Here is a 21,275-nt window from a genome sequence, read left to right on the forward strand (position 1 = left end):
CTCGCTACAACATCAGCAGGCCTCACAGCTACAACGACTACCGGTCGCCGGTCATGAAGGAAAGGTTGGCGGCGTGAACCGTAATCGGTGTCCAAGATTACTTGACCAGTTCAAGCCCCCTCCCACACTTTATTGGGTTCACATAGCGACAGGTGTGAATGCAGTCCAATGTGGGAGAGGGCAAGGCCCCTCCTTTATTGGGTTCACATAGCGACAGGTGTGAATGCAGTCCAATGTGGGAGGGGGCTTGCCCCCGATGGGGCCTTCATAAGCGCTAAATCAACATCTCGATACGCAGCGAGTTGGTCGACCCCGGCTGCCCAAACGGCACCCCCGCCGTTATCACCAAGGTATCCCCACGCTGCGCCATGCCCTGAGCCTGGGCAATCTCCAGCGCCGTAGAACACACCTCATCCACCTGGCGCAGCCGATCGTTGACCACCGAGTGCACGCCCCACGCCACGCTCAGCCGTCGCGCCGTGGACAGGTTCGGCGTGAGGTTGAGGATCGGCGCAACTGGCCGTTCCCGCGCCGCGCGCAGGCTGGAGCTGCCGGATTCGCTGTAGTTCACCAGCACCGCCACCGGCAGGATGCTGCTGATACGACGGATCGCGCAGCTGATGGCGTCCGACACGGTGGCATCGGCTTTGGGCCGGCTGACGTCCAACTGCGCCTGGTAATCCGGGCCGTTTTCCACTTGGCGGATGATCTTGCTCATCATCTGCACGGCTTCCAGCGGGTACTCGCCCGATGCAGTTTCGGCTGACAGCATCACCGCATCCGCGCCTTCGGCCACGGCGTTGGCCACGTCGGTGACTTCGGCACGGGTCGGCGCCGGTGAGAAGCGCATGGATTCAAGCATCTGCGTGGCCACCACCACCGGTTTACCCAGTTGGCGGCAGGTGCTGATGATGTCCTTCTGGATCTGCGGCACGCTTTCGGCGGGCACTTCCACACCCAGGTCGCCCCGGGCCACCATGATGGCGTCGCTCAGCTCGGCGATTTCCCGCAGCCGCTGCACGGCGGAGGGCTTCTCAATCTTGGCCATCAGAAAGGCCTTGTCGCCGATCAGCTCACGGGCTTCGCGGATATCTTCCGGGCGTTGCACGAACGACAGCGCCACCCAGTCCACGCCCAGTTCCAGGCCGAAGCTCAGGTCACGCCGGTCCTTGGCGGTCAGTGGGCTCAGCTCCAGCAACGCTTGGGGCACGTTCACACCTTTGCGATCGGACAACTCACCGCCATTGAGCACGGTGGTGTCGATGGCATCGGCATGCTTGGTGATCACCCGCAGGCGCAGCTTGCCGTCATCCAGCAGCAGGTCCATGCCCGGTTCCAGGGCTGCGATGATTTCCGGGTGGGGCAGGTTGACCCGGCGTTGGTCGCCCGGCGTCTCATCCAAGTCCAGGCGCAGTGCCTGGCCGCGCACCAGTTGCACCTTGCCCTCGGCAAACCGCCCGACCCGCAGCTTCGGCCCTTGCAGGTCCATCAGGATGCCCAACGGGTAGTTGAGCTGGCGCTCCACCTGGCGAATCCACTGGTAGCGCTGGGCGTGATCGGCGTGCTCACCGTGGCTGAAGTTGAGGCGGAAGATATTCACCCCGGCCTCCACCAACTCACGGATGTCATCGATCCCGTCGGTGGCCGGGCCCAGGGTGGCGAGGATTTTGACTTTTTTGTCAGGCGTCATGTTTGGCAGTCTCAAGAATCAGAATGGCGCGGAAGTCGTTGACGTTGGTGCGCGTCGGCTCGGTGACGATCAGGTCGTCGAGCGCCGCGAAATAGCCGTAGCCGTTGTTGTTATCCAACTCATCACTGGCACTCAGGCCCAGGGCTTCGGCGCGGCGGTAACTGCACGGCGTCATGATTGCGCCGGCGTTGTCTTCCGAGCCGTCTATGCCGTCGGTGTCGCCCGCCAGGGCATACACGCCGGGCAGGCCTTTGAGGCTGTCGGTCAGGCTCAGCAGGAATTCCGCGTTACGCCCGCCACGGCCATTGCCGCGCACGGTGACGGTGGTTTCACCGCCGGACAGGATCACGCAGGGCGCCGCCAACGGCTGACCGTGCTGCACGATCTGGCGGGCAATGCCCGCGTGCACTTTGGCCACGTCCCGCGCTTCGCCTTCCAGGTCGCCGAGGATCAGCGGGCTGAAACCGGCCTGGCGTACTTTCACGGCCACGGCTTCCAGGGATTGCTGGGGGCGGGCGATCAATTGGAAGTGGCTGCGGGCGAGGATCGGGTCGCCGGGCTTGACGGTTTCGGAGGCCGGGTTTTGCAGCCAACTGCGCACGGACGCTGGGGCGTCGATCCCGTAACGCTTGAGGATCGCCAGGGCTTGTTGCGAGGTGCTCGGGTCGCCGACGGTCGGGCCGGAGGCAATTACCGTGGCCTGATCGCCCGGCACATCGGAGATGGCGTAGGTGTACACCGTCGCCGGCCACGCGGCCTTGGCCAACCGACCGCCCTTGATCGCCGAGAGGTGCTTGCGCACGCAGTTCATCTCGCCAATGGTCGCGCCGGACTTGAGCAGGGCCTTGTTGATGGTTTGTTTGTCGGCCAGGGTGATGCCTTCGGCGGGCAGGGCCAGCAAGGCAGAGCCGCCGCCGGAAAGCAGGAAGATCACACGGTCGTCTTCGCCGAGGTTGCTGATCAATGCCAGCACGCGCTCGGCCACGGCCAGGCCGGCGGCGTCGGGCACCGGGTGAGCGGCTTCGACCACTTCGATTTTCTGGCACGGTGCGCCATGGCCGTAGCGGGTGACCACCAGGCCGCTGACTTCGCCCTGCCAACAGTGTTCGACGACCAGCGCCATGGCCGCCGCGGCTTTGCCGGCGCCGATCACGATCACACGGCCGCTGCGGTCGGCGGGCAGATAAGGTTCAAGGACTAGCCGGGGATGGGCGGCGTCGATGGCTGTGGCAAATAGCTCGCGAAGCAGGTGTTGCGGATCGACCGACATAAGCGGGCTCCCGGGGGGATTCTTGTTTTTAGAGATGCAGCAATTTCAGACTTGGAATGGGAACAAATGTGGGTGGGGGCAGGCCCCCTCCCACATTCACTGCATTTCAGAGTGAGATCTGTGGGGAGTTACTTGTCGCGAATCGAGAAATTCGCCATGTGCTCCAGGCCCTTGATCAGCGCCGAGTGGTCCCAATTCCCGCCGCCAATCGCGGTGCATGTGCTGAACACCTGCTGGGTGCCGGCGGTGTTCGGCAGGTTGATCCCCAACTCCTTGGCACCGGCCAGGGCCAGGTTCAGATCTTTCTGATGCAGGTTGATGCGGAAACCCGGATCGAAGGTGCCCTTGATCATGCGTTCGCCGTGCACTTCCAGGATCTTCGAGGAGGCAAACCCGCCCATCAGCGCTTCACGCACCTTGGCCGGGTCGGCGCCGTTTTTCGAGGCGAACAGCAGCGCTTCGGCCACCGCCTGGATGTTCAGCGCAACGATGATCTGGTTGGCCACTTTGGCGGTCTGGCCATCGCCATTGCCGCCGACCAGCGTGATGTTCTTGCCCATGCTCTGGAACAGCGGCAGGGCGCGTTCGAAGGTCTGCGACTCGCCGCCGACCATGATGCTCAGGGTGCCGGCCTTGGCGCCGACTTCACCGCCGGACACCGGAGCGTCGAGGTACTGCGCGCCGGTCTCGTTGATCTTCGCCGCGAATGCCTTGGTGGCGGTGGGCGAGATCGAACTCATGTCGATCACCACCTTGTTCGGCGAGAGGCCAGCCGCTACACCGTCGGCGCGGAACAGCACGTCTTCTACCTGTGGGGTGTCGGGCACCATGACGATGATGAACTCGGCTTCCTGGGCGACTTGCTGCGGGTTGGCCAAGGCCACGGCGCCGGCGCTGATCAGTTCAGCCGGTGCCTTGCCGTGGTGTTCGGAAAGAAACAGTTGGTGACCGGCTTTCTGCAGGTTCGCGGCCATGGGGTGGCCCATGATGCCGGTGCCGATAAATCCGATTTTAGCCATGATGAAATCCTCTTGTTATTACACAGCAGGTCCTATGTGGGAGGGGGCTTGCCCCCGATGACGGTGCGTCAGATAAAACAGGACTGACAGACCCACCGCTATCGGGGGCAAGCCCCCTCCCACATTGACTCGGTGGTGTTTGTTAGATCGCGTTGTGAGTTTTGAGCCAACCCAAACCCGCTTCGGTGGTGGTCAACGGCTTGTACTCACAGCCGACCCAGCCCTGGTAACCGATGCGGTCCAAATGCTCGAACAGGAAGCGATAGTTGATCTCGCCCGTGCCCGGCTCATTGCGCCCAGGGTTGTCCGCCAGTTGGATGTGGTTGATCGCATCCAGGTGCGTGGTCATGGTCCGGGCCAGGTCGCCTTCCATGATTTGCATGTGGTAGATGTCGTATTGCAGGAACAGGTTGGCACTGCCCACCTGCTCGCGAATAGACAGGGCCTGCGCCGTGTTGTTCAGGTAGAAGCCGGGGATGTCGCGGGTGTTGATCATCTCCATCACCAGCTTGATGCCCGCTGCCTGCAGCTTGTCGGCGGCGTACTTGAGGTTGGCGACGAAGGTCTTTTCCAGGGTTTCATCATCCACGCCGGTCGGACGAATCCCTGCCAGGCAGTTGATCTGGGTATTGCCCAGCACCTGGGCGTAGGCGATGGCCAGCTTGACCCCTGCGCGGAACTCCTCGACCCGGTCCGGGTGGCACGCCAGGCCGCGTTCGCCCTTGGCCCAGTCACCGGCCGGCAGGTTGAACAGCACCTGGGTCAGGCCGTTGGCGTCCAGGTGTGCCTTGATCTCAGCCGAGCTGAATTCATACGGGAACAGGTATTCCACTCCTTCGAAACCGGCTTCGGCGGCCGCTTTGAAACGGGCAAGAAAGTCCTGTTCGGTAAACAGCATGGACAGGTTGGCGGCAAAACGCGGCATAGGGTTCTCCTTAATCGAGCAGGGAAATGGCAGTCGGCGCATCGTTGCCGACCAGGGCCAGGTCTTCGAATTCGTTGACGGCGTTGATCTCGGTGCCCATGGAAATATTGGTCACGCGCTCCAGAATGATCTCGACGATCACCGGCACCTTGAATTCTTCGATCATCTCCTGGGCCTTGCGCAGCGCGGGCTGGATCTGGCCTGGCTCGAATACGCGCAGGGCCTTGCAACCCAGGCCTTCGGCGACGGCCACGTGGTCGACGCCATAGCCATTCAGTTCCGGGGCGTTGAGGTTGTCGAAAGACAACTGCACGCAGTAGTCCATTTCAAACCCACGCTGTGCCTGACGGATCAAACCCAGGTAGGAATTGTTCACCACCACGTGGATGTACGGCAGCTTGAACTGCGCGCCCACGGCCAGTTCTTCGATCATGAACTGGAAGTCATAGTCGCCGGACAACGCCACCACCTTGCGGCTCGGATCGGCCTTCACCACGCCGAGTGCAGCCGGAATGGTCCAGCCCAGCGGGCCGGCCTGGCCGCAGTTGATCCAGTGGCGTGGCTTGTACACATGCAGGAACTGCGCACCGGCAATCTGCGACAGGCCGATGGTGCTGACGTAGCAAGTGTCTTTGCCGAACACCTGGTTCATCTCTTCGTACACGCGCTGTGGCTTGACCGGCACGTTGTCGAAGTGAGTCTTGCGGTGCAGGGTGGCTTTGCGCTGCTGGCAGTCATGCAGCCAGGCGCTGCGGTCCTTGAGCTTGCCGGCGGCTTTCCACTCGCGGGCCACTTCGATAAACATCGTCAGTGCCGCACCAGCGTCGGAAACGATGCCCAGGTCCGGCGTGAACACGCGGCCGATCTGGGTCGGCTCGATGTCCACGTGGATGAACTTGCGGCCTTCGGTGTAGACCTCCACCGAACCCGTGTGGCGGTTGGCCCAACGGTTGCCGATGCCCAGCACCACGTCCGACTTGAGCATCGTCGCGTTGCCATAACGGTGGGAGGTTTGCAGGCCAACCATGCCCACCATCAACGGGTGATCGTCGGCGATGGTGCCCCAGCCCATCAGGGTCGGGATCACCGGGATACCGGTGAGTTCAGCGAATTCCACCAGCAGCTCGCTGGCATCGGCGTTGATCACACCACCGCCGCTGACCAGCAGCGGGCGTTCGGCGGCGTCAAGCAGGGCCAGGGCTTTTTCGACCTGGATGCGTGTCGCCAATGGCTTGGCCAGGGGCAGCGGCTGGTAGGCGTCGATGTCGAATTCGATCTCGGCCATCTGCACGTCGAACGGCAGGTCGATCAATACCGGGCCTGGGCGACCGGAGCGCATTTCATAAAAGGCTTTCTGGAACGCGTAGGGCACCTGGCCGGGTTCCAGAACGGTGGTTGCCCACTTGGTCACCGGCTTGACGATGCTGGTGATGTCCACGGCTTGGAAGTCTTCCTTGTGCATCCGTGCGCGCGGGGCTTGGCCTGTGATGCACAGGATCGGGATCGAGTCGGCCGAAGCACTGTAAAGGCCGGTGACCATGTCTGTGCCCGCCGGGCCCGAAGTGCCGATGCACACGCCGATATTGCCGGCCTTGGTGCGGGTGTAACCCTCGGCCATGTGCGAGGCGCCTTCAACGTGGCGAGCAAGGACGTGATCGATGCCACCCACCTTCTGCAAGGCTGAGTACAGCGGGTTGATCGCCGCGCCTGGGATGCCGAAGGCGGTGTCCACGCCTTCACGGCGCATGACGAGGACGGCGGCTTCGATTGCTCTCATTTTGCTCATGTTTTGGTGCCTCTTGCGTTTTGTAATTGTATACAAGTGGTGTCCGGTCAAAGTGTATTCACGGCGAGCGTCAGAGGTCAATGGATTTTCTCCCTGGGCCTTGGCGTTCGTCGGAAGGCATTTTCAGCGGACTTTTTCGACGTATGGAGACTTTGTGCGAAAATATTGTATACAAAAACAAATGTCATTGTGTTCTATTTGTTTGATCGTGCATCTGATCAAACAGATCCAAACCGCTTTCCCAATAACAAAAGAAGGACGGCACCATGAGCGCTTTAACCTTGAAACTCGCCACCCAACTGGCCGGCCAGGCCCTTGCCGCAGGCCGCACCATTGCTGCGGCACCGTTGACCATCGCGGTACTCGACAGCGGTGGTCACTTGATCGCCCTGCAGCGCGAAGACGGCGCCAGCCTGCTGCGCCCGCAAATCGCCATCGGCAAAGCCTGGGGCGCGATTGCCCTGGGCAAGGGCTCACGCTTGCTGGCGCTGGATGCGCAGCAACGACCGGCGTTTATCGCGGCGTTGAACAGCCTGGGGCAGGGCAGCGTGGTGCCGGCACCGGGTGGCGTGTTGATACGGGATCAGGACGGTGTGGTGCTGGGGGCGATCGGGATCAGCGGGGATACGTCGGATATTGACGAGCAGTGTGCGATTACGGCGATTGAGGGGGTGGGGTTGTTGGCGGATGCGGGGGTGTCAGCTTGATTTTTTGCTGACTGAAAAGGCCTCATCGGGGGCAAGCCCCTCCTACATAAATTGTGGGAGGGGGCTTGCCCCCGATTGGCACAGGCCCCTCGGTGTATCAGTCCGGCTCACAGCCCTTGAGCACCAACCGAATAATCGTCTGCGCCGCCGCTTCATAATCCGCTTCATCCAGCTTGGCCTTGCCGGTCACCGCCGAGATCTGCCAGTCAAAGTCCGCGTACGTCTGGGTCGCCGCCCAAATGCTGAACATCAAGTGATTGGGGTCGATGGCCGCGATCAAGCCCCGGTCCACCCAGCTCTGGATGCATTGGATATTATGCTTGGCCTGGGCATTGAGCTGTTCGACCTGCTCGGCGCTCAGGTGCGGCGCGCCGTGCATGATTTCGCTGGCGAACACCTTGGAGGCAAACGGCAGGTCGCGGGAGATGCGGATTTTCGAGCGGATGTAGTTGCTCAGCACCACCGAAGGCTCGCCGTCCGGATTGAACGGCGTGGAAGCCGCCAGGATCGGCTCGATAATGCTTTCGAGCACCTCGCGGTAGAGGTTGTCCTTGGACTTGAAGTAGTAATAGACGTTGGGCTTGGGCAGCCCGGCCTTGGCGGCAATATCGCTGGTTTTGGTCGCGGCGAAGCCCTTGTCGGCAAACTCCTCGCTCGCCGCCCGCAGGATTTTTTCTTTGTTGCGCTCGCGAATGCTGCTCATAAACCAGGAGTTTCCTTGCCAATACCGGCGGTTGCGCATGGTAGCACCGGCCATCCGCGTGCCTCAACAATGTGCCCGTAAAGCCCTGCGCCGCGTTATGCTCGCGCCATCCCCCTTTAAGGAAGTCCGATTCATGGCAGGAAGCAGCTTGTTGGTGTTGATCGACGACATCGCCGCGGTACTCGATGACGTTGCCTTGATGACAAAAATGGCCGCGAAGAAGACCTCCGGCGTGCTGGGCGACGACCTGGCGCTCAACGCCCAACAGGTCTCCGGCGTGCGTGCCGAGCGGGAAATTCCCGTGGTGTGGGCGGTGGCCAAGGGCTCGTTCGTCAATAAGCTGATCCTGGTGCCCACCGCACTCCTGATCAGCGCCTTCGCGCCGTGGGCGGTGACGCCGCTGTTGATGCTCGGCGGCGCCTACCTGTGTTTCGAAGGCTTCGAGAAACTCGCCCACAAATTCCTCCACAGCAAAGCCGAAGACCAGGCCCAACACGCGCAATTGGCCGACGCCGTCGCGGACCCGGCGACCGATCTGGTGGCGTTCGAGAAGGACAAGATCAAAGGCGCGATCCGCACCGACTTCATCCTCTCCGCGGAAATCATCGCCATCACCCTGGGCATCGTCGCCGACGCGCAGTTGACCCAGCAGGTCATCGTGCTGTCGGGCATCGCCATTGTCATGACCGTGGGCGTTTACGGGCTGGTGGCCGGTATCGTCAAGCTGGACGACCTGGGCCTGTGGCTCACCCAGAAGCCCGGGCAGGTGGCGCGCAGCATCGGCGGCGCGATCCTGAGTGCAGCGCCGTACATGATGAAAAGCCTGTCGGTGATCGGCACGGCCGCGATGTTCATGGTCGGTGGCGGCATCCTCACCCACGGCGTGCCGGTGGTGCATCACTGGATAGAATCGGTGAGCCAGGGCTCGGGTGCCGTGGCGTGGTTGATGCCGACGTTGCTCAATGCGGTGGCGGGGATTATTGCGGGGGCGGTGGTGTTGGCGCTGGTCAGTGTGGTCGGCAAGGCCTGGAAAGCAATCAGGGCTTAAATCGCAGACATAAAAAAGGCCATTCATTCGAATGGCCTTTTTTGTCGGTGCTATTTACTCGGCAATCTGCAACTTGCGCGATTCCGTGTAGATATAGCGCACCTTCTCATACTCAAACGGCGAGTTCATCTGACCATAACGGAAGCTGGTCTGGTAGCGCTTGTCCACCGCGCGCAGGGCCCAGACTTCCGGGTGGTTGGAGCTGACTTCGGAAACGTTGAGGAAGTTGATCTGGGATTCTGCGGTGTAGTCCACCAGCAAGCCGCCGGTATCGCGCAGGTTCGATGGGCCGAAGACCGGCAGCACCAGATAGGCCCCGCCAGGAACACCGTAGAAGCCCAGGGTCTGACCGAAGTCTTCGCTCTGGCGCGGCAGGCCCATGGCGGTAGCCGGGTCCCACAGGCCCGCGATGCCGACGGTGGTGTTGAGCAGCAGGCGCCCGGTGGTTTCCAGGGAACGGTGGCCTTTGAGCTGCAGCAGGCTGTTCAACAGGTTGGGCACGTCGCCCAGGTTGTTGAAGAAGTTGCTTACGCCGGTGCGCAGGAAACTCGGGGTCACGTACTTGTAGCCGTCGACCACGGGCAGGAACACCCATTGGTCGAAGCGGTAGTTGAAGTGGTACACGCGCCGGTTCCACGATTCGAGCGGGTCATACACGTTGAGCGCGTTGACAGATGAGCGTTCGAATTCGCGCTGGTCCAGGCCCGGGTTGAATTTGAGTTTGCTCAACGGCTCTTTGAAACCGTCGGAATCCACCACGATCGGCGCGTTAGCCTTGCTGTTGTCGGCATTGGCTACGCCCGCACACATCAGGGCGGCGAGCAGCAGAAAGTATTTAGCCACGGAAGAACTCCAGCATGGCGTCGGCGTTGACGCGGTAATTGAGGTTGCCGCAGTGGCCGCCCAGTGGGTAGACGGTCAAGCGATCGCCGAAGGTTTTACGCAGGAAACCCAGGTCGCCGGGGCCGAGGATCACGTCGTCGGCGTTGTGCATGACGGCGATTTTCGGGCTGGCGTGCAGGTAATCCTTGAGGGCGTACAGGCTGACCTGGTCAACCAGTTGCAACAGGCTGCCGCCGTCGGAACGGGCGCGCCACATCGGGATCACTTGTTCGGTGAGGTAGCAGTCGAAGTCGCATTGCAGCGCACGCTTGAGGAACGGCGTAAGGCTGGTGCCTTCGGTGATCGGGTACTTCGGTGGGATGATCAGGCCGCGACGGTTGATCAGGTCCGAGGTAAAGGCAATGTCGGCCGCCGAAAAGCGGAACGAGGTGCCGATCAGCATGGCCATCTGTTCGTTGGTCAGGTGCTGCTTGGATTGCTGGAAGTCGTAGAGCAGGGCGTCGTTGAGGTCGATATAGCCCTTTTGCTGGAAGTAGCGGGTCAGCTTGTTCAGCACCAGTTCATAGAAGGTGGTGGTGTTGTTGATGCCCTTGACCTCGGTCTGTACCAGCTTGTCGAGGTTGGTAATCGAGGTGTAGAGGTTGACTGGCGGGTTGAGCAGCAACACTTTCTTGAAGTTGAAGCTGCGGCGGGTCTCGTCCAGCTTGGCCACAAATGCCGCATCCAGGGCACCAAGGCTGTAGCCGGAGAGGTAGAAATCAGTCACCGGCAGCGAAGCGTTCTGTGCACGTACGGCCTGCATCACGCGGTACATGTCTTCGGCGTCTTCCTGGGTGATCCCCGGGGTGGCGAAGCGGGAGGCGGCACTGATGAAGTCAAAGCTGGTGGGCGACGACAGTTGCACCACGTGGTAGCCGGCCTGGTAATACAGTTTTTTCAGGTATTCGTTGATGCTGCTATCGAACCGCGCGCCGGTGCCCGCGATCAGGAAGATCAGCGGCGCGGCGCGGTCCTGCTTGGCGATGCGGTAGGTGAGTTTCTTCACCGCCCAGAAGTTGTCCGGCAGGCTGAACTCGCGCTCGGGGCGCATGTTCAGGGTGTAGTCGGACTGATTGATCTCGTCATCGCTGGGCAATGTCGGCCGAAGGTCAGGCGGGGTGGTGGCGATGGTCGCTTCGAACGGGTTGGTCAAAGGGTAGCCATAGCTGGCTTGGTCAATGTCGACCGCCAGTGCTGACGCACTCAAAAAAAGGCTGCCCAACAGGGCGGCACAGCGCAAGGAACGGAGCATGACTAAATCCCTAAGAGGAAACGTGCTGAATGAAGTTCGCAGGCTATGACCACCGTGCTATCTCCGAAGTGCCAGCCTTCGGCACGAAAAGTCGGAAATAAACGTCGGAATCGGGGTAATAGTAGCCAGACGATACACTTTGCCACGCATTGGTGAACACTAATTGTGTGTATGTCCCTTGATAACGGCTGCGGGGGGATTAAGCTGGGCGCCGTTTTTGCCTATCGGAGTGCCCCATGTCCCGTCGTTTGCCGCTGATTTTGCTGCTTATTGCCCTGCCATTATGGCTGGCCGCCAGTTATGGTGCGCGCTACGGTTTTATGGAAGATGGCCGCTGGGTGGGGATTTGCGCTGACGAGGCCAGCCGCTGGGAATGCCAGCTGCGTGGGAACCTGGGGTTGATGATTCACTTCAAGGTGCTGGGCTGGGCGGCGCTGATCACATCGGTGCTGGCGTTTTTCGTGCCGGGCCGCGCAGGCTGGGGTTTGGCGGTGTTGGGGCTGGTGTTCGGGTTGCCGGCGCTGGCGTTGTACAACACCACATTTGCGGTGTTTGCGGTGGTGATTGCGGGGTTGCGGTTGGTCAGGCAGCCTCGGGGCGCCTGATAGGGCCAATCGGGGGCAAACTCCCTCCCACCTTTGGAGTGCGTTCTCATGTGGGAGGGGGCTTGCCCCCGATAGCGGTCTTAGGCCCTGCGCACCCGCAAGCACCGCCACAAAGCCACCACCATCAACCCGCTGACCAGCGCCCAACCCCATGCCTGCTGGTTCAACAGGCCTTCTCGGTACAGCTGCGGCGCGATACCGGCGCCGATAATGAAGGTCAGCAGCGCGATTTCCCGACGCGGCCCGGTCACCGGGCGAACCATGTACACCAGGGCCGGCAGCAGCAGTGCCGCACTCGGGAAGCTGCGGTAGCGTGGGTCAAACACCAGTGCGAGCATCATCACCGCACCCGCGAACCCAGCGATTGCCACCAGCCAGCCTGCACGTTGTTCCAACCAGATGAACGCCCGTTCGCGCCAGCCTTCACGGGCACTCAAGGCCAGGGCCGCGTGAGCCAGCACCAGCAGGTTCAGCGCCACGAGTAAACCGGCCCACACCCACTCATCAGTAAAGCGTGCAGTCACACGGGTCAGCTCGGCCCAGGAGCCGATGGAACAGGCTGCCACTGCGCCGAGCAACGGCAGCAGGATCGCGGCACGTGTCCTGCTAACCCGGCCGCCGAGCGCCAGCGTCCCCAGCAGGATGAGGCCACCCACCCCCAACCACAGCGGCCAGTACGGCACATTGGTCACAGGCCCGGCGAGAATGCCCTTTTCCTGGCGATCAGCATCGAACAGGCCCCAGTAGCCGCCTACCGCACCTTCGCTGGCGCGCTTCCACGGCTGGTCGAACGCTTCGATCAGGTTATAGCGCCAGCCATTGGCTTCAGCCATGGCCACAAAGCCACGCATGAACTTGGCTTCATTGACCCGGCTCGGCACGGCCGTTTCACGCTGGCGGCCTTCGCTGGGCCAGCCGGTTTCGCCGATCAGCACGTCCTTGGGCGCGAACTTGTTGCCGAAGGTCTGGCGCACATCGCCCACGTGCTTGAGGGCCTGGTCGATGCTCGACGGATCATCTTCCCAGTAGGGCAGCAGGTGAATGGTCAGGAAGTCCACCGCCGGGGCGATTTCCGGGTGTTGCAGCCAGAACTCCCAGACGTCGGCGTAGGTGACGGGTTGTTTGATCTGGCTTTTGACGGTCTGGATCAGCTTCACCAGTTGCGCGGCGGTGACTTCCTTGCGCAGCAGGGCTTCGTTGCCGACGATCACCGAGGTCACGACGTCCGGGTTGGCGTTGGCCGCCGCGATCAGCTCATCGATCTCTTTTTCGGTGGCCACCGGATCACTGCTGACCCACGCGCCGGCCATCACCTTCAAGCCATGTTTGCGCGCCATGTCGGGCAGGGCTTCCAGGCCGGTCATCGAGTAGGTGCGGATGCATTCGAAGCGGGTGGCCAGCAGGGCCAGGTCGGCGTCCATGCGCTCGGGGCGCAGCTTGAACGGCTGGTCGAAGGGGGATTGGTCTTTATCGAACGGCGTGTAGGACGCGCATTGCAGTTTATGGCTGGCACTGGCGACATCCGGCAGCACCACTGGACGGCCGAGGCCATACCAATAGCCGACCAGGGCCAGCAGGCCGAGGATCAGGGCGAAGCAATAGGACAGGGCAGGGAAGCGGGCAGTCGCGGGCATGGTCGGCTTATCTGGGGGAGCAAAGGCGCGCATCTTACCCGGATTTGTCCCTTCCCAGTGGGGCTGCATGATTTTGACATGCAAAGTTCGGGCGGAATATTGACGCCATGTTCCAGGAAACGTCCTGCTGGCGATGTGATGTCGTTTCTTGCTTGCATAAGGTCGCTGACAGAGCAGGTCGACGGCGTCGGCAGGTTGATGATCAGGGTGTCAGCATTCCACTGATGTCGCAGCCACCGGATCGATGCGCGTGAAGGCGGCGCGGTGCACCACATAACAACAGGTTGACGTCGCTCGGCATCCGTCGGGCGCAGCACTTTCGGGGAAGTACGATGAAGATGCGACGACTCTTGGGCGCAGCTGCCACTCTGGTAGTTGCGATGAGCTCCACACTGGCCAGCGCCGACAGCAAAACCCTGAGCATCGGCTACGTGGATGGTTGGTCGGACAGCGTTGCCACCACTCATGTGGCGGCAGAAGTGATCAAGCAAAAGCTCGGTTATGACGTGAAACTGCAAGCGGTCGCCACTGGGATCATGTGGCAAGGCGTGGCCACCGGCAAACTCGACGCCATGCTGTCCGCCTGGCTGCCCGTGACCCACGGTGAGTACTGGACCAAGAACAAGGACAAGGTGGTCGACTACGGCCCCAACTTCAAGGATGCGAAGATCGGTCTGATCGTGCCGGAGTACGTCAAGGCAAAGTCCATCGAGGACCTCAAGACCGACACCACCTTCAAGAACAAAATCGTCGGTATCGACGCCGGTTCAGGCGTGATGCTCAAGACCGACGAAGCGATCAAGGCCTACGGCCTGGACTACAAGCTGCAGGCCAGTTCGGGCGCAGCCATGATCGCCGAACTGACCCGTGCCGAAGACAAGCAGGAATCCATTGCGGTTACCGGTTGGGTGCCACACTGGATGTTCGCCAAGTGGAAACTGCGCTTCCTGGACGATCCAAAAGGGATCTACGGTGCTGCTGAAACCGTCAACAGCATCGGCAGCAAGGGCCTGGAGAAGAAAGCGCCGGAAGTCGCGGCCTTCCTGAAGAAATTCCAGTGGGCCTCCAAGGATGAAATCGGCGAAGTCATGCTCGCTATCCAGGAAGGCGCCAAGCCTGACGCAGCGGCCAAGGATTGGGTCGCCAAGCACCCTGAACGTGTAGCCGAATGGCTCGCTAAGTAAATTCCCCGATGCACCTTTGTGGGAGGGGGCACGCCCCCTCCCACATTAATATTTGTCCCCCGCAAATCTTCCTGTGTTCTCACAAACCCTCGCTACACTCGATCTACTACTAAGGTCGTCTGGAACCTGTTCCGCAGCCGCATACAGTAGCTATGTTCCAATAATAAAAAAGCTGTGCTGCGAGGATAAAAACAATGAACGACAGCATTTACCTCTCGATTCAAAACAGCCCGCGTTTCAAGGAGCTGGTGAGAAAAAGGGAACGATTCGCCTGGATTCTCTCGGCAATCATGCTAGGGCTTTACTCCGCTTTCATCCTGTTGATCGCCTACGGGCCACAAGTGCTGGGGGCCAAGCTCAGCCCCGGTTCGTCGATTACCTGGGGCATTCCCCTGGGCGTCGGGCTGATTGTGTCCGCCTTCATCCTGACCGGCATCTATGTGCGCCGGGCCAACGGCGAGTTTGACGACCTGAACAATGCGATTCTCAAGGAGGCTGCGCAATGATTCGGCGTCTATTGGCAATATTCGGCGCTTCACTGTTTGCTCCGGCCGTTTGGGCGGCGGACGCATTGACCGGTGCAGTGCAAAAGCAACCGTTGAACGTCTCGGCCATCGTGATGTTCGTCGCGTTCGTCGGTGCCACCTTGTGCATCACTTACTGGGCTTCCAAGCGTAACAAGTCCGCAGCCGACTACTATGCGGCTGGCGGCAAGATCACGGGTTTCCAGAACGGCCTGGCGATTGCTGGCGACTATATGTCGGCGGCGTCGTTCCTGGGTATTTCCGCGCTGGTGTACACCTCTGGCTACGATGGCCTGATCTACTCGATCGGCTTTCTGGTGGGCTGGCCGATCATTCTGTTCCTGATCGCCGAGCGCCTGCGTAACCTGGGCAAATACACGTTTGCCGACGTGGCGTCGTACCGTTTGGGGCAAACCCAGATCCGCACCCTGTCGGCGTGCGGGTCGCTGGTGGTAGTGGCGTTCTACTTGATCGCGCAGATGGTGGGCGCGGGCAAATTGATCCAACTGCTGTTCGGCCTGGATTACCACGTTGCAGTGATCCTGGTGGGCATCCTGATGTGCATGTATGTGCTCTTCGGCGGCATGCTGGCGACCACCTGGGTGCAGATCATCAAGGCGGTGCTGTTGCTGTCGGGTGCTTCGTTCATGGCGCTGATGGTGATGAAGCACGTCAACTTCGACTTCAACATGCTGTTCTCCGAGGCGATCAAGGTTCACCCTAAAGGTGAGGCGATCATGAGTCCCGGCGGTCTGGTGAAAGATCCGATCTCCGCATTCTCCCTGGGCCTGGCCTTGATGTTTGGTACCGCCGGCCTGCCGCACATCCTGATGCGCTTCTTCACCGTAAGCGACGCCAAGGAAGCGCGTAAGAGCGTGCTGTATGCCACTGGCTTTATCGGCTACTTCTATATCCTGACCTTTATCATCGGCTTTGGCGCGATCCTGCTGGTCAGCACCAATCCGGCGTTCAAGGATGCAGCTGGCGCCTTGCTGGGCGGTAACAACATGGCAGCGGTGCATCTGGCCAACGCGGTGGGTGGCAGTATCTTCCTGGGCTTCATCTCGGCCGTGGCCTTCGCCACCATCCTGGCCGTGGTTGCAGGTTTGACCCTGGCCGGCGCTTCGGCGGTGTCCCACGACCTGTACGCCAGCGTGATCAAGAAAGGCAAAACCAACGACAAGGATGAGATTCGCGTGTCGAAGATCACTACCGTGGCCTTGGGTGTATTGGCAATCGGCCTGGGTATCCTGTTCGAAAGCCAGAACATCGCGTTCATGGTTGGCCTGGCGTTCTCCATTGCCGCGAGCTGTAACTTCCCGGTACTGCTGCTTTCCATGTACTGGAAAAACCTCACCACCCGTGGCGCCATGATCGGCGGCTGGCTGGGCTTGATCAGCGCCGTTGGCCTGATGATCCTTGGCCCGACCATTTGGGTCTCGATCCTGCACCATGAAAAAGCCATCTTCCCGTACGAATACCCGGCGCTGTTCTCAATGATCATCGCGTTCGTGGGTATCTGGTTCTTCTCCATCACCGACAAGTCGGCGGCGGCAGAGAAAGAGCGTGCGCTGTACTTCCCGCAGTTTGTGCGTTCGCAGACTGGCCTGGGGGCGAGCGGGGCGGTTAATCACTAAGATGTAGCTGGATAAGAAATACCCCGGTCGAAAGGCCGGGGTATTTTTTTTGCCTTGGGTTTTTTGGTGTTTGTGCCAATGCCATCGGGGGCAAGCCCCTCCCACAGTTAACCGAGCCCATCTTTTGGAATGCAGCTCAATGTGGGAGGGGGCTTGCCCCCGATAGCGGTAGACCAGGCAACACAAACAAAAACGGCCTCCACTAAGGGAGGCCGTTTTCAGTACAGCTAAGCGGATTGCTTACTTGCGATCTTCCAACTTGGAAATATCACGCGACTCGTAGCCGGTGTACAGCTGGCGCGGGCGGCCAATCTTGTACGGGCTGGAGAGCATTTCTTTCCAGTGGGAGATCCAGCCCACGGTCCGCGCCAGGGCGAAGATCACGGTGAACATGCTGGTAGGAATGCCGATCGCCTTGAGGATGATCCCCGAGTAGAAGTCGACGTTCGGGTACAGCGAGCGTTCGATGAAGTACGGGTCGGTCAGGGCGATCTCTTCCAGGCGCATGGCCAGTTCGAGTTGCGGATCGTTTTTGATGCCCAGTTCCTTCAACACTTCGTCGCAGGTCTTCTTCATCACGGTGGCGCGCGGGTCGCGGTTCTTGTAGACCCGGTGACCGAAGCCCATCAGCTTGAACGGATCGTTCTTGTCCTTGGCCTTGGCGATGAATTTGTCGATGTTCGAGACATCGCCGATTTCATCGAGCATGGTCAATACGGCTTCGTTCGCACCGCCGTGGGCAGGCCCCCACAGTGCGGCGATACCGGCGGCGATACAGGCGAACGGGTTGGCACCCGAAGAGCCTGCCAGGCGTACGGTGGACGTCGAGGCGTTCTGTTCGTGGTCGGCGTGGAGGATGAAGATCTTGTCCATCGCAGCGGCCAGCACCGGGCTGATCGGTTTGATCTCGCACGGCGTGTTGAACATCATGTGCAGGAAGTTTTCCGCGTACGTCAGGTCGTTGCGCGGGTACATCATGGGTTGACCCATGGAGTACTTGTAAACCATTGCGGCCAGCGTCGGCATCTTCGCAACCAGGCGGATCGCGGAGATTTCGCGATGCTGCGGGTTATTGATGTCGAGGGAGTCGTGATAGAAGGCCGACAGGGCGCCAACCACGCCGCACATGACGGCCATCGGGTGGGCGTCGCGACGGAAGCCGTTGAAGAAGGTCTTCAACTGCTCGTGAACCATGGTGTGGTTCTTCACGGTGCTGACGAACTGGGCTTTTTGCTCGGCTGTTGGCAGTTCGCCATTTAGCAGCAGGTAGCAGGTTTCCAGGTAGTCCGACTTTTCAGCCAGTTGCTCGATCGGGTAGCCCCGATGCAGCAGGATGCCATTATCGCCGTCGATATAGGTGATCTTCGACTCGCAAGAGGCGGTCGACATGAAGCCTGGGTCGAAAGTGAAACGGCCCGTGGCCGTCAGGCCCCGTACGTCGATAACATCGGGACCAACGGTGCCGGTTAAAATGGGCAGCTCGACGGGGGCTGCGCCCTCGATGATCAACTGCGCTTTTTTGTCAGCCATGTGGCCTCCTATTTATGCTTCAAATCATCAGACAGACCCCCCACGCAGGGCCCGCACCACTATAGTGAGATAAATTCAGATGTCAATTTGCCTAAAGTCTTGCCCCAGAAGGCTTTAACCGTACTTTTTCCTCGAAATTGGCTGCCATTTACGCCTTTTATCCCGCCAGCGCAATCCGCTATTAGGGTGAGGTGCGCGCGTTGTCATTAGTAACCTAACTGTCTATACTCGGCCACCGACCGCCAAGGGCTTTTGGGCTTGCTTTCATTGGGGGTCGCACTCCCTGGGTGGTGCTTACCTGACCAGTGCACTCCCCAACAACTTTGCCCTGATTGTTAGGGGCTCTTCAGTGTGAAAAAAAGCCGTGAATAGCCAACGACCTGTAAACCTAGACCTAAGGACCATCAAACTCCCCATCACCGGCGTTACGTCGTTCCTGCACCGTGTTTCCGGCATCATCCTGTTCCTGGGCTTGGGCATCATGCTTTATGCATTGAGCAAATCCCTGGGTTCCGAGGAAGGTTACGCCGAGGTGAAGGCATGCTTGACCAGCCCGCTGGCCAAGTTCGTAGCATGGGGCCTCCTGTCCGCTCTGCTGTATCACCTGGTAGCCGGTGTGCGCCACTTGATCATGGATGCGGGTATCGGTGAGACGCTGGAAGGCGGCCGCCTGGGCTCGAAAATCATCATCGCCATTTCCGTGGTGCTGATCGTTCTGGCAGGAGTTTGGATATGGTAACCAGCGTTACGAACCTTTCGCGTTCGGGCCTCTATGACTGGATGGCACAACGTGTGTCTGCGGTCGTTCTCGCGGCTTATTTCATTTTCCTGATCGGATACCTCGTCGCAAACCCGGGCATCGGCTATGAGCAATGGCACGGCCTGTTTGCCCACAATGCGATGCGAATCTTCAGTCTGCTGGCCCTTGTAGCCCTGGGCGCTCACGCCTGGGTCGGCATGTGGACCATCGCGACTGACTACCTGACGCCTATGGCGCTGGGCAAGTCCGCGACTGCAGTCCGTTTTCTCTTCCAGGCAGTCTGCGGCATTGCGATGTTCGCTTACTTCGTCTGGGGTGTGCAGATTCTTTGGGGTATCTGATTCATGGCTAACATTCCAACTATTTCCTTCGACGCCATCATTATTGGCGGCGGCGGTGCTGGCATGCGCGCAGCGCTGCAGCTGGCCCAGGGTGGTCACAAGACTGCCGTGATCACCAAGGTGTTCCCGACCCGTTCCCACACCGTATCGGCTCAGGGTGGCATCACCTGCGCTATCGCGTCTGCGGACCCGAACGATGACTGGCGCTGGCACATGTACGATACCGTCAAGGGTTCCGACTACATCGGTGACCAGGACGCTATCGAATACATGTGTCAGGAAGGCCCTGCGGCGGTGTTCGAGCTGGACCACATGGGTCTGCCGTTCTCCCGTACCGAGCAAGGTCGTATCTACCAGCGTCCATTCGGCGGCCAGTCGAAGGATTACGGTAAAGGCGGCCAGGCTGCCCGTACTTGCGCGGCTTCTGACCGTACCGGTCACGCGCTGCTGCACACCCTTTATCAGGGCAACCTGAAAGCCGGTACCACGTTCCTGAACGAGTACTACGCCGTCGATCTGGTGAAGAACGGCAAGGGCGAGTTCGTCGGCGTGATCGCCATCTGCATCGAAACCGGTGAAACCACCTACATCCGCGCCAAGGCGACTGTTCTGGCGACTGGCGGTGCAGGCCGTATCTACGCGTCGACCACCAATGCCCTGATCAACACCGGTGACGGCGTCGGCATGGCACTGCGTGCTGGCGTGCCGGTGCAAGACATCGAAATGTGGCAGTTCCACCCGACCGGCATCGCCGGCGCTGGTGTACTGGTGACTGAAGGTTGCCGTGGTGAAGGTGGTTACCTGATCAACAAGCACGGCGAGCGTTTCATGGAGCGTTATGCTCCGAACGCCAAGGACCTTGCAGGTCGTGACGTTGTAGCCCGTTCCATGGTTAAAGAGATCATCGCCGGTAACGGCTGTGGCCCGAACGGCGACCACGTGATGCTCAAGCTCGATCACCTGGGCGAGGAAGTGCTGCACAGCCGCCTGCCAGGTATCTGTGAGCTGTCCAAGACCTTTGCTCACGTTGACCCGGTACTGGCTCCGGTTCCGGTTGTTCCAACTTGCCACTATATGATGGGCGGCGTGCCGACCAACATTCATGGCCAGGCGATCACCCAGAACGCTGAAGGTGTGGATGAGATCATCCATGGCCTGTTCGCAGTAGGCGAAGTCGCCTGCGTATCGGTACACGGTGCCAACCGTCTGGGCGGCAACTCGCTGCTCGACCTGGTGGTATTCGGCCGTGCGGCCGGCCTGCACCTGGAAAAAGCGCTGACTGACGGCATCGAATACGATGACGCCACCGACGCCAACATCGAAACTGCCCTGGCCCGCCTGAACGCCCTGAACGAGCGCACTGATGGCGAAGACGTGGCAACCCTGCGTCGCGAGCTGCAAAGCTGCATGCAGAACTACTTCGGTGTGTTCCGTACCGGCGAATACATGCAGAAGGGTATTGCCCAGCTGGCTGACCTGCGTACGCGCATCGCCAACGTCAAGATCAACGATAAGAGCCAGGCGTTCAACACCGCTCGTATCGAAGCCCTTGAGCTGCAAAACCTGCTGGAAGTGGCTGAAGCGACGGCGATCGCCGCCGAGGTTCGTAAAGAATCCCGTGGCGCCCACGCTCGTGAAGACTTTGAAGACCGCGATGACGAAAACTGGTTGTGCCACACCCTGTACTTCCCGGGTGACAAGCGCGTAACCAAGCGTGCCGTGAACTTCTCGCCGAAGACGGTTCCGACGTTTGAACCGAAGATTCGGACTTACTAAGG

General features: G+C 60.3%; 19 protein-coding genes. 9 read left to right on the top strand and 10 right to left on the bottom strand.

All coding sequences use genetic code 11. The features are described from left to right. Window positions 1–274: 274 nt before the first annotated feature. The 5 genes from pyk to gcl all read right to left on the bottom strand — a co-directional run bounded on the left by pyk (window position 275) and on the right by gcl (window position 6,690). Complete coding sequence (gene pyk / locus EJD88_RS06510) at window positions 275–1,690, bottom strand: pyruvate kinase (protein WP_099586759.1); 1,416 nt, start codon at window positions 1,688–1,690, stop codon at window positions 275–277. Beyond that, on the bottom strand, window positions 1,680–2,960 hold the full coding sequence (locus EJD88_RS06515) for a glycerate kinase (protein WP_158877324.1): 1,281 nt from the start codon (window positions 2,958–2,960) through the stop codon (window positions 1,680–1,682). The genes pyk and EJD88_RS06515 overlap by 11 nt, the downstream gene beginning before the upstream one ends. 128 nt (window positions 2,961–3,088) lie before the next feature. Beyond that, window positions 3,089–3,979 (bottom strand): 2-hydroxy-3-oxopropionate reductase, encoded by an 891-nt coding sequence (locus EJD88_RS06520; RefSeq protein WP_099586757.1) that lies wholly within the window; start codon window positions 3,977–3,979, stop codon window positions 3,089–3,091. A gap of 142 nt (window positions 3,980–4,121) precedes the next feature. Next, complete coding sequence (gene hyi / locus EJD88_RS06525; protein WP_158877326.1) at window positions 4,122–4,904, bottom strand: hydroxypyruvate isomerase; 783 nt, start codon at window positions 4,902–4,904, stop codon at window positions 4,122–4,124. A 10-nt stretch (window positions 4,905–4,914) separates the two neighbouring features. Next, window positions 4,915–6,690, bottom strand: coding sequence for a glyoxylate carboligase (gene gcl, locus EJD88_RS06530; protein WP_032889133.1), 1,776 nt, complete (start codon window positions 6,688–6,690; stop codon window positions 4,915–4,917). A gap of 266 nt (window positions 6,691–6,956) precedes the next feature. Here gcl and EJD88_RS06535 point away from each other — a divergent pair, with 266 nt between their 5' ends. After that, a complete protein-coding gene (locus EJD88_RS06535; RefSeq protein WP_112194311.1) occupies window positions 6,957–7,397 on the top strand; it encodes a heme-binding protein in 441 nt (146 codons plus the stop codon). Window positions 7,398–7,494: 97 nt separating this feature from the next. Here EJD88_RS06535 and EJD88_RS06540 read toward each other — a convergent pair whose 3' ends face one another. After that, window positions 7,495–8,100 carry a TetR/AcrR family transcriptional regulator gene (locus EJD88_RS06540; protein WP_099586753.1) on the bottom strand — a complete coding sequence of 202 codons (606 nt, stop codon included), beginning with the start codon at window positions 8,098–8,100 and terminating at the stop codon, window positions 7,495–7,497. 133 nt (window positions 8,101–8,233) lie between these two features. Between EJD88_RS06540 and EJD88_RS06545 the strand changes: the two genes are divergently transcribed. After that, window positions 8,234–9,148, top strand: a complete 915-nt coding sequence (locus EJD88_RS06545; RefSeq protein ID WP_158877328.1) for a DUF808 domain-containing protein — start codon at window positions 8,234–8,236, stop codon at window positions 9,146–9,148. Between the two features lie 54 nt (window positions 9,149–9,202). On the opposite strand, the gene EJD88_RS06550 is transcribed toward EJD88_RS06545, so the two are convergent. Together EJD88_RS06550 and EJD88_RS06555 are read right to left on the bottom strand one after the other, a co-directional pair. Then, window positions 9,203–9,991 carry a VacJ family lipoprotein gene (locus EJD88_RS06550; RefSeq protein ID WP_099586751.1) on the bottom strand — a complete coding sequence of 263 codons (789 nt, stop codon included), beginning with the start codon at window positions 9,989–9,991 and terminating at the stop codon, window positions 9,203–9,205. Continuing rightward, complete coding sequence (locus EJD88_RS06555; RefSeq protein ID WP_099586750.1) at window positions 9,984–11,282, bottom strand: serine/threonine protein kinase; 1,299 nt, start codon at window positions 11,280–11,282, stop codon at window positions 9,984–9,986. Before EJD88_RS06555 ends, EJD88_RS06550 begins: the two co-directional genes overlap by 8 nt. 236 nt (window positions 11,283–11,518) lie before the next feature. Between EJD88_RS06555 and EJD88_RS06560 the strand changes: the two genes are divergently transcribed. Next, window positions 11,519–11,887: a hypothetical protein gene (locus EJD88_RS06560; protein WP_112194315.1), complete on the top strand. Its 369-nt coding sequence runs from the start codon at window positions 11,519–11,521 to the stop codon at window positions 11,885–11,887. An 80-nt stretch (window positions 11,888–11,967) separates the two neighbouring features. On the opposite strand, the gene EJD88_RS06565 is transcribed toward EJD88_RS06560, so the two are convergent. After that, window positions 11,968–13,521, bottom strand: coding sequence for a glycosyl hydrolase family 17 protein (locus EJD88_RS06565; protein ID WP_158877330.1), 1,554 nt, complete (start codon window positions 13,519–13,521; stop codon window positions 11,968–11,970). A gap of 332 nt (window positions 13,522–13,853) precedes the next feature. Here EJD88_RS06565 and EJD88_RS06570 point away from each other — a divergent pair, with 332 nt between their 5' ends. The 3 genes from EJD88_RS06570 (at window position 13,854) to EJD88_RS06580 (ending at window position 16,866) form a co-directional block, all read left to right on the top strand. Then, on the top strand, window positions 13,854–14,705 hold the full coding sequence (locus EJD88_RS06570; protein ID WP_099586747.1) for a glycine betaine ABC transporter substrate-binding protein: 852 nt from the start codon (window positions 13,854–13,856) through the stop codon (window positions 14,703–14,705). 194 nt (window positions 14,706–14,899) lie between these two features. Then, entirely contained in the window at window positions 14,900–15,211 is a 312-nt protein-coding gene (locus tag EJD88_RS06575; protein ID WP_016972153.1) for a DUF485 domain-containing protein, read from the top strand. Next, a complete protein-coding gene (locus tag EJD88_RS06580; protein WP_099586746.1) occupies window positions 15,208–16,866 on the top strand; it encodes a cation acetate symporter in 1,659 nt (552 codons plus the stop codon). Before EJD88_RS06575 ends, EJD88_RS06580 begins: the two co-directional genes overlap by 4 nt. A 240-nt stretch (window positions 16,867–17,106) precedes the next feature. On the opposite strand, the gene gltA is transcribed toward EJD88_RS06580, so the two are convergent. Beyond that, entirely contained in the window at window positions 17,107–18,396 is a 1,290-nt protein-coding gene (gene gltA / locus EJD88_RS06585; RefSeq protein ID WP_099586745.1) for a citrate synthase, read from the bottom strand. Window positions 18,397–18,760: 364 nt separating this feature from the next. On the opposite strand from gltA, the gene sdhC reads away from it, so the two are divergent. The 3 genes from sdhC to sdhA are packed head-to-tail and all read left to right on the top strand — an operon-like array spanning window position 18,761 to window position 21,273. Beyond that, a complete protein-coding gene (sdhC, locus tag EJD88_RS06590) occupies window positions 18,761–19,135 on the top strand; it encodes a succinate dehydrogenase, cytochrome b556 subunit (RefSeq protein ID WP_016979564.1) in 375 nt (124 codons plus the stop codon). Further along, window positions 19,129–19,497 carry a succinate dehydrogenase, hydrophobic membrane anchor protein gene (gene sdhD / locus EJD88_RS06595; RefSeq protein ID WP_003233245.1) on the top strand — a complete coding sequence of 123 codons (369 nt, stop codon included), beginning with the start codon at window positions 19,129–19,131 and terminating at the stop codon, window positions 19,495–19,497. The genes sdhC and sdhD overlap by 7 nt, the downstream gene beginning before the upstream one ends. Window positions 19,498–19,500: 3 nt before the next feature. Further along, window positions 19,501–21,273, top strand: a complete 1,773-nt coding sequence (gene sdhA / locus EJD88_RS06600; RefSeq protein WP_099586744.1) for a succinate dehydrogenase flavoprotein subunit — start codon at window positions 19,501–19,503, stop codon at window positions 21,271–21,273. The last annotated feature ends 2 nt before the right edge of the window (window positions 21,274–21,275 follow it).

The sequence above is a fragment of the Pseudomonas sp. PB105 genome (assembly GCF_009764655.1).
Taxonomy (GTDB): domain Bacteria; phylum Pseudomonadota; class Gammaproteobacteria; order Pseudomonadales; family Pseudomonadaceae; genus Aquipseudomonas; species Aquipseudomonas cyclaminis.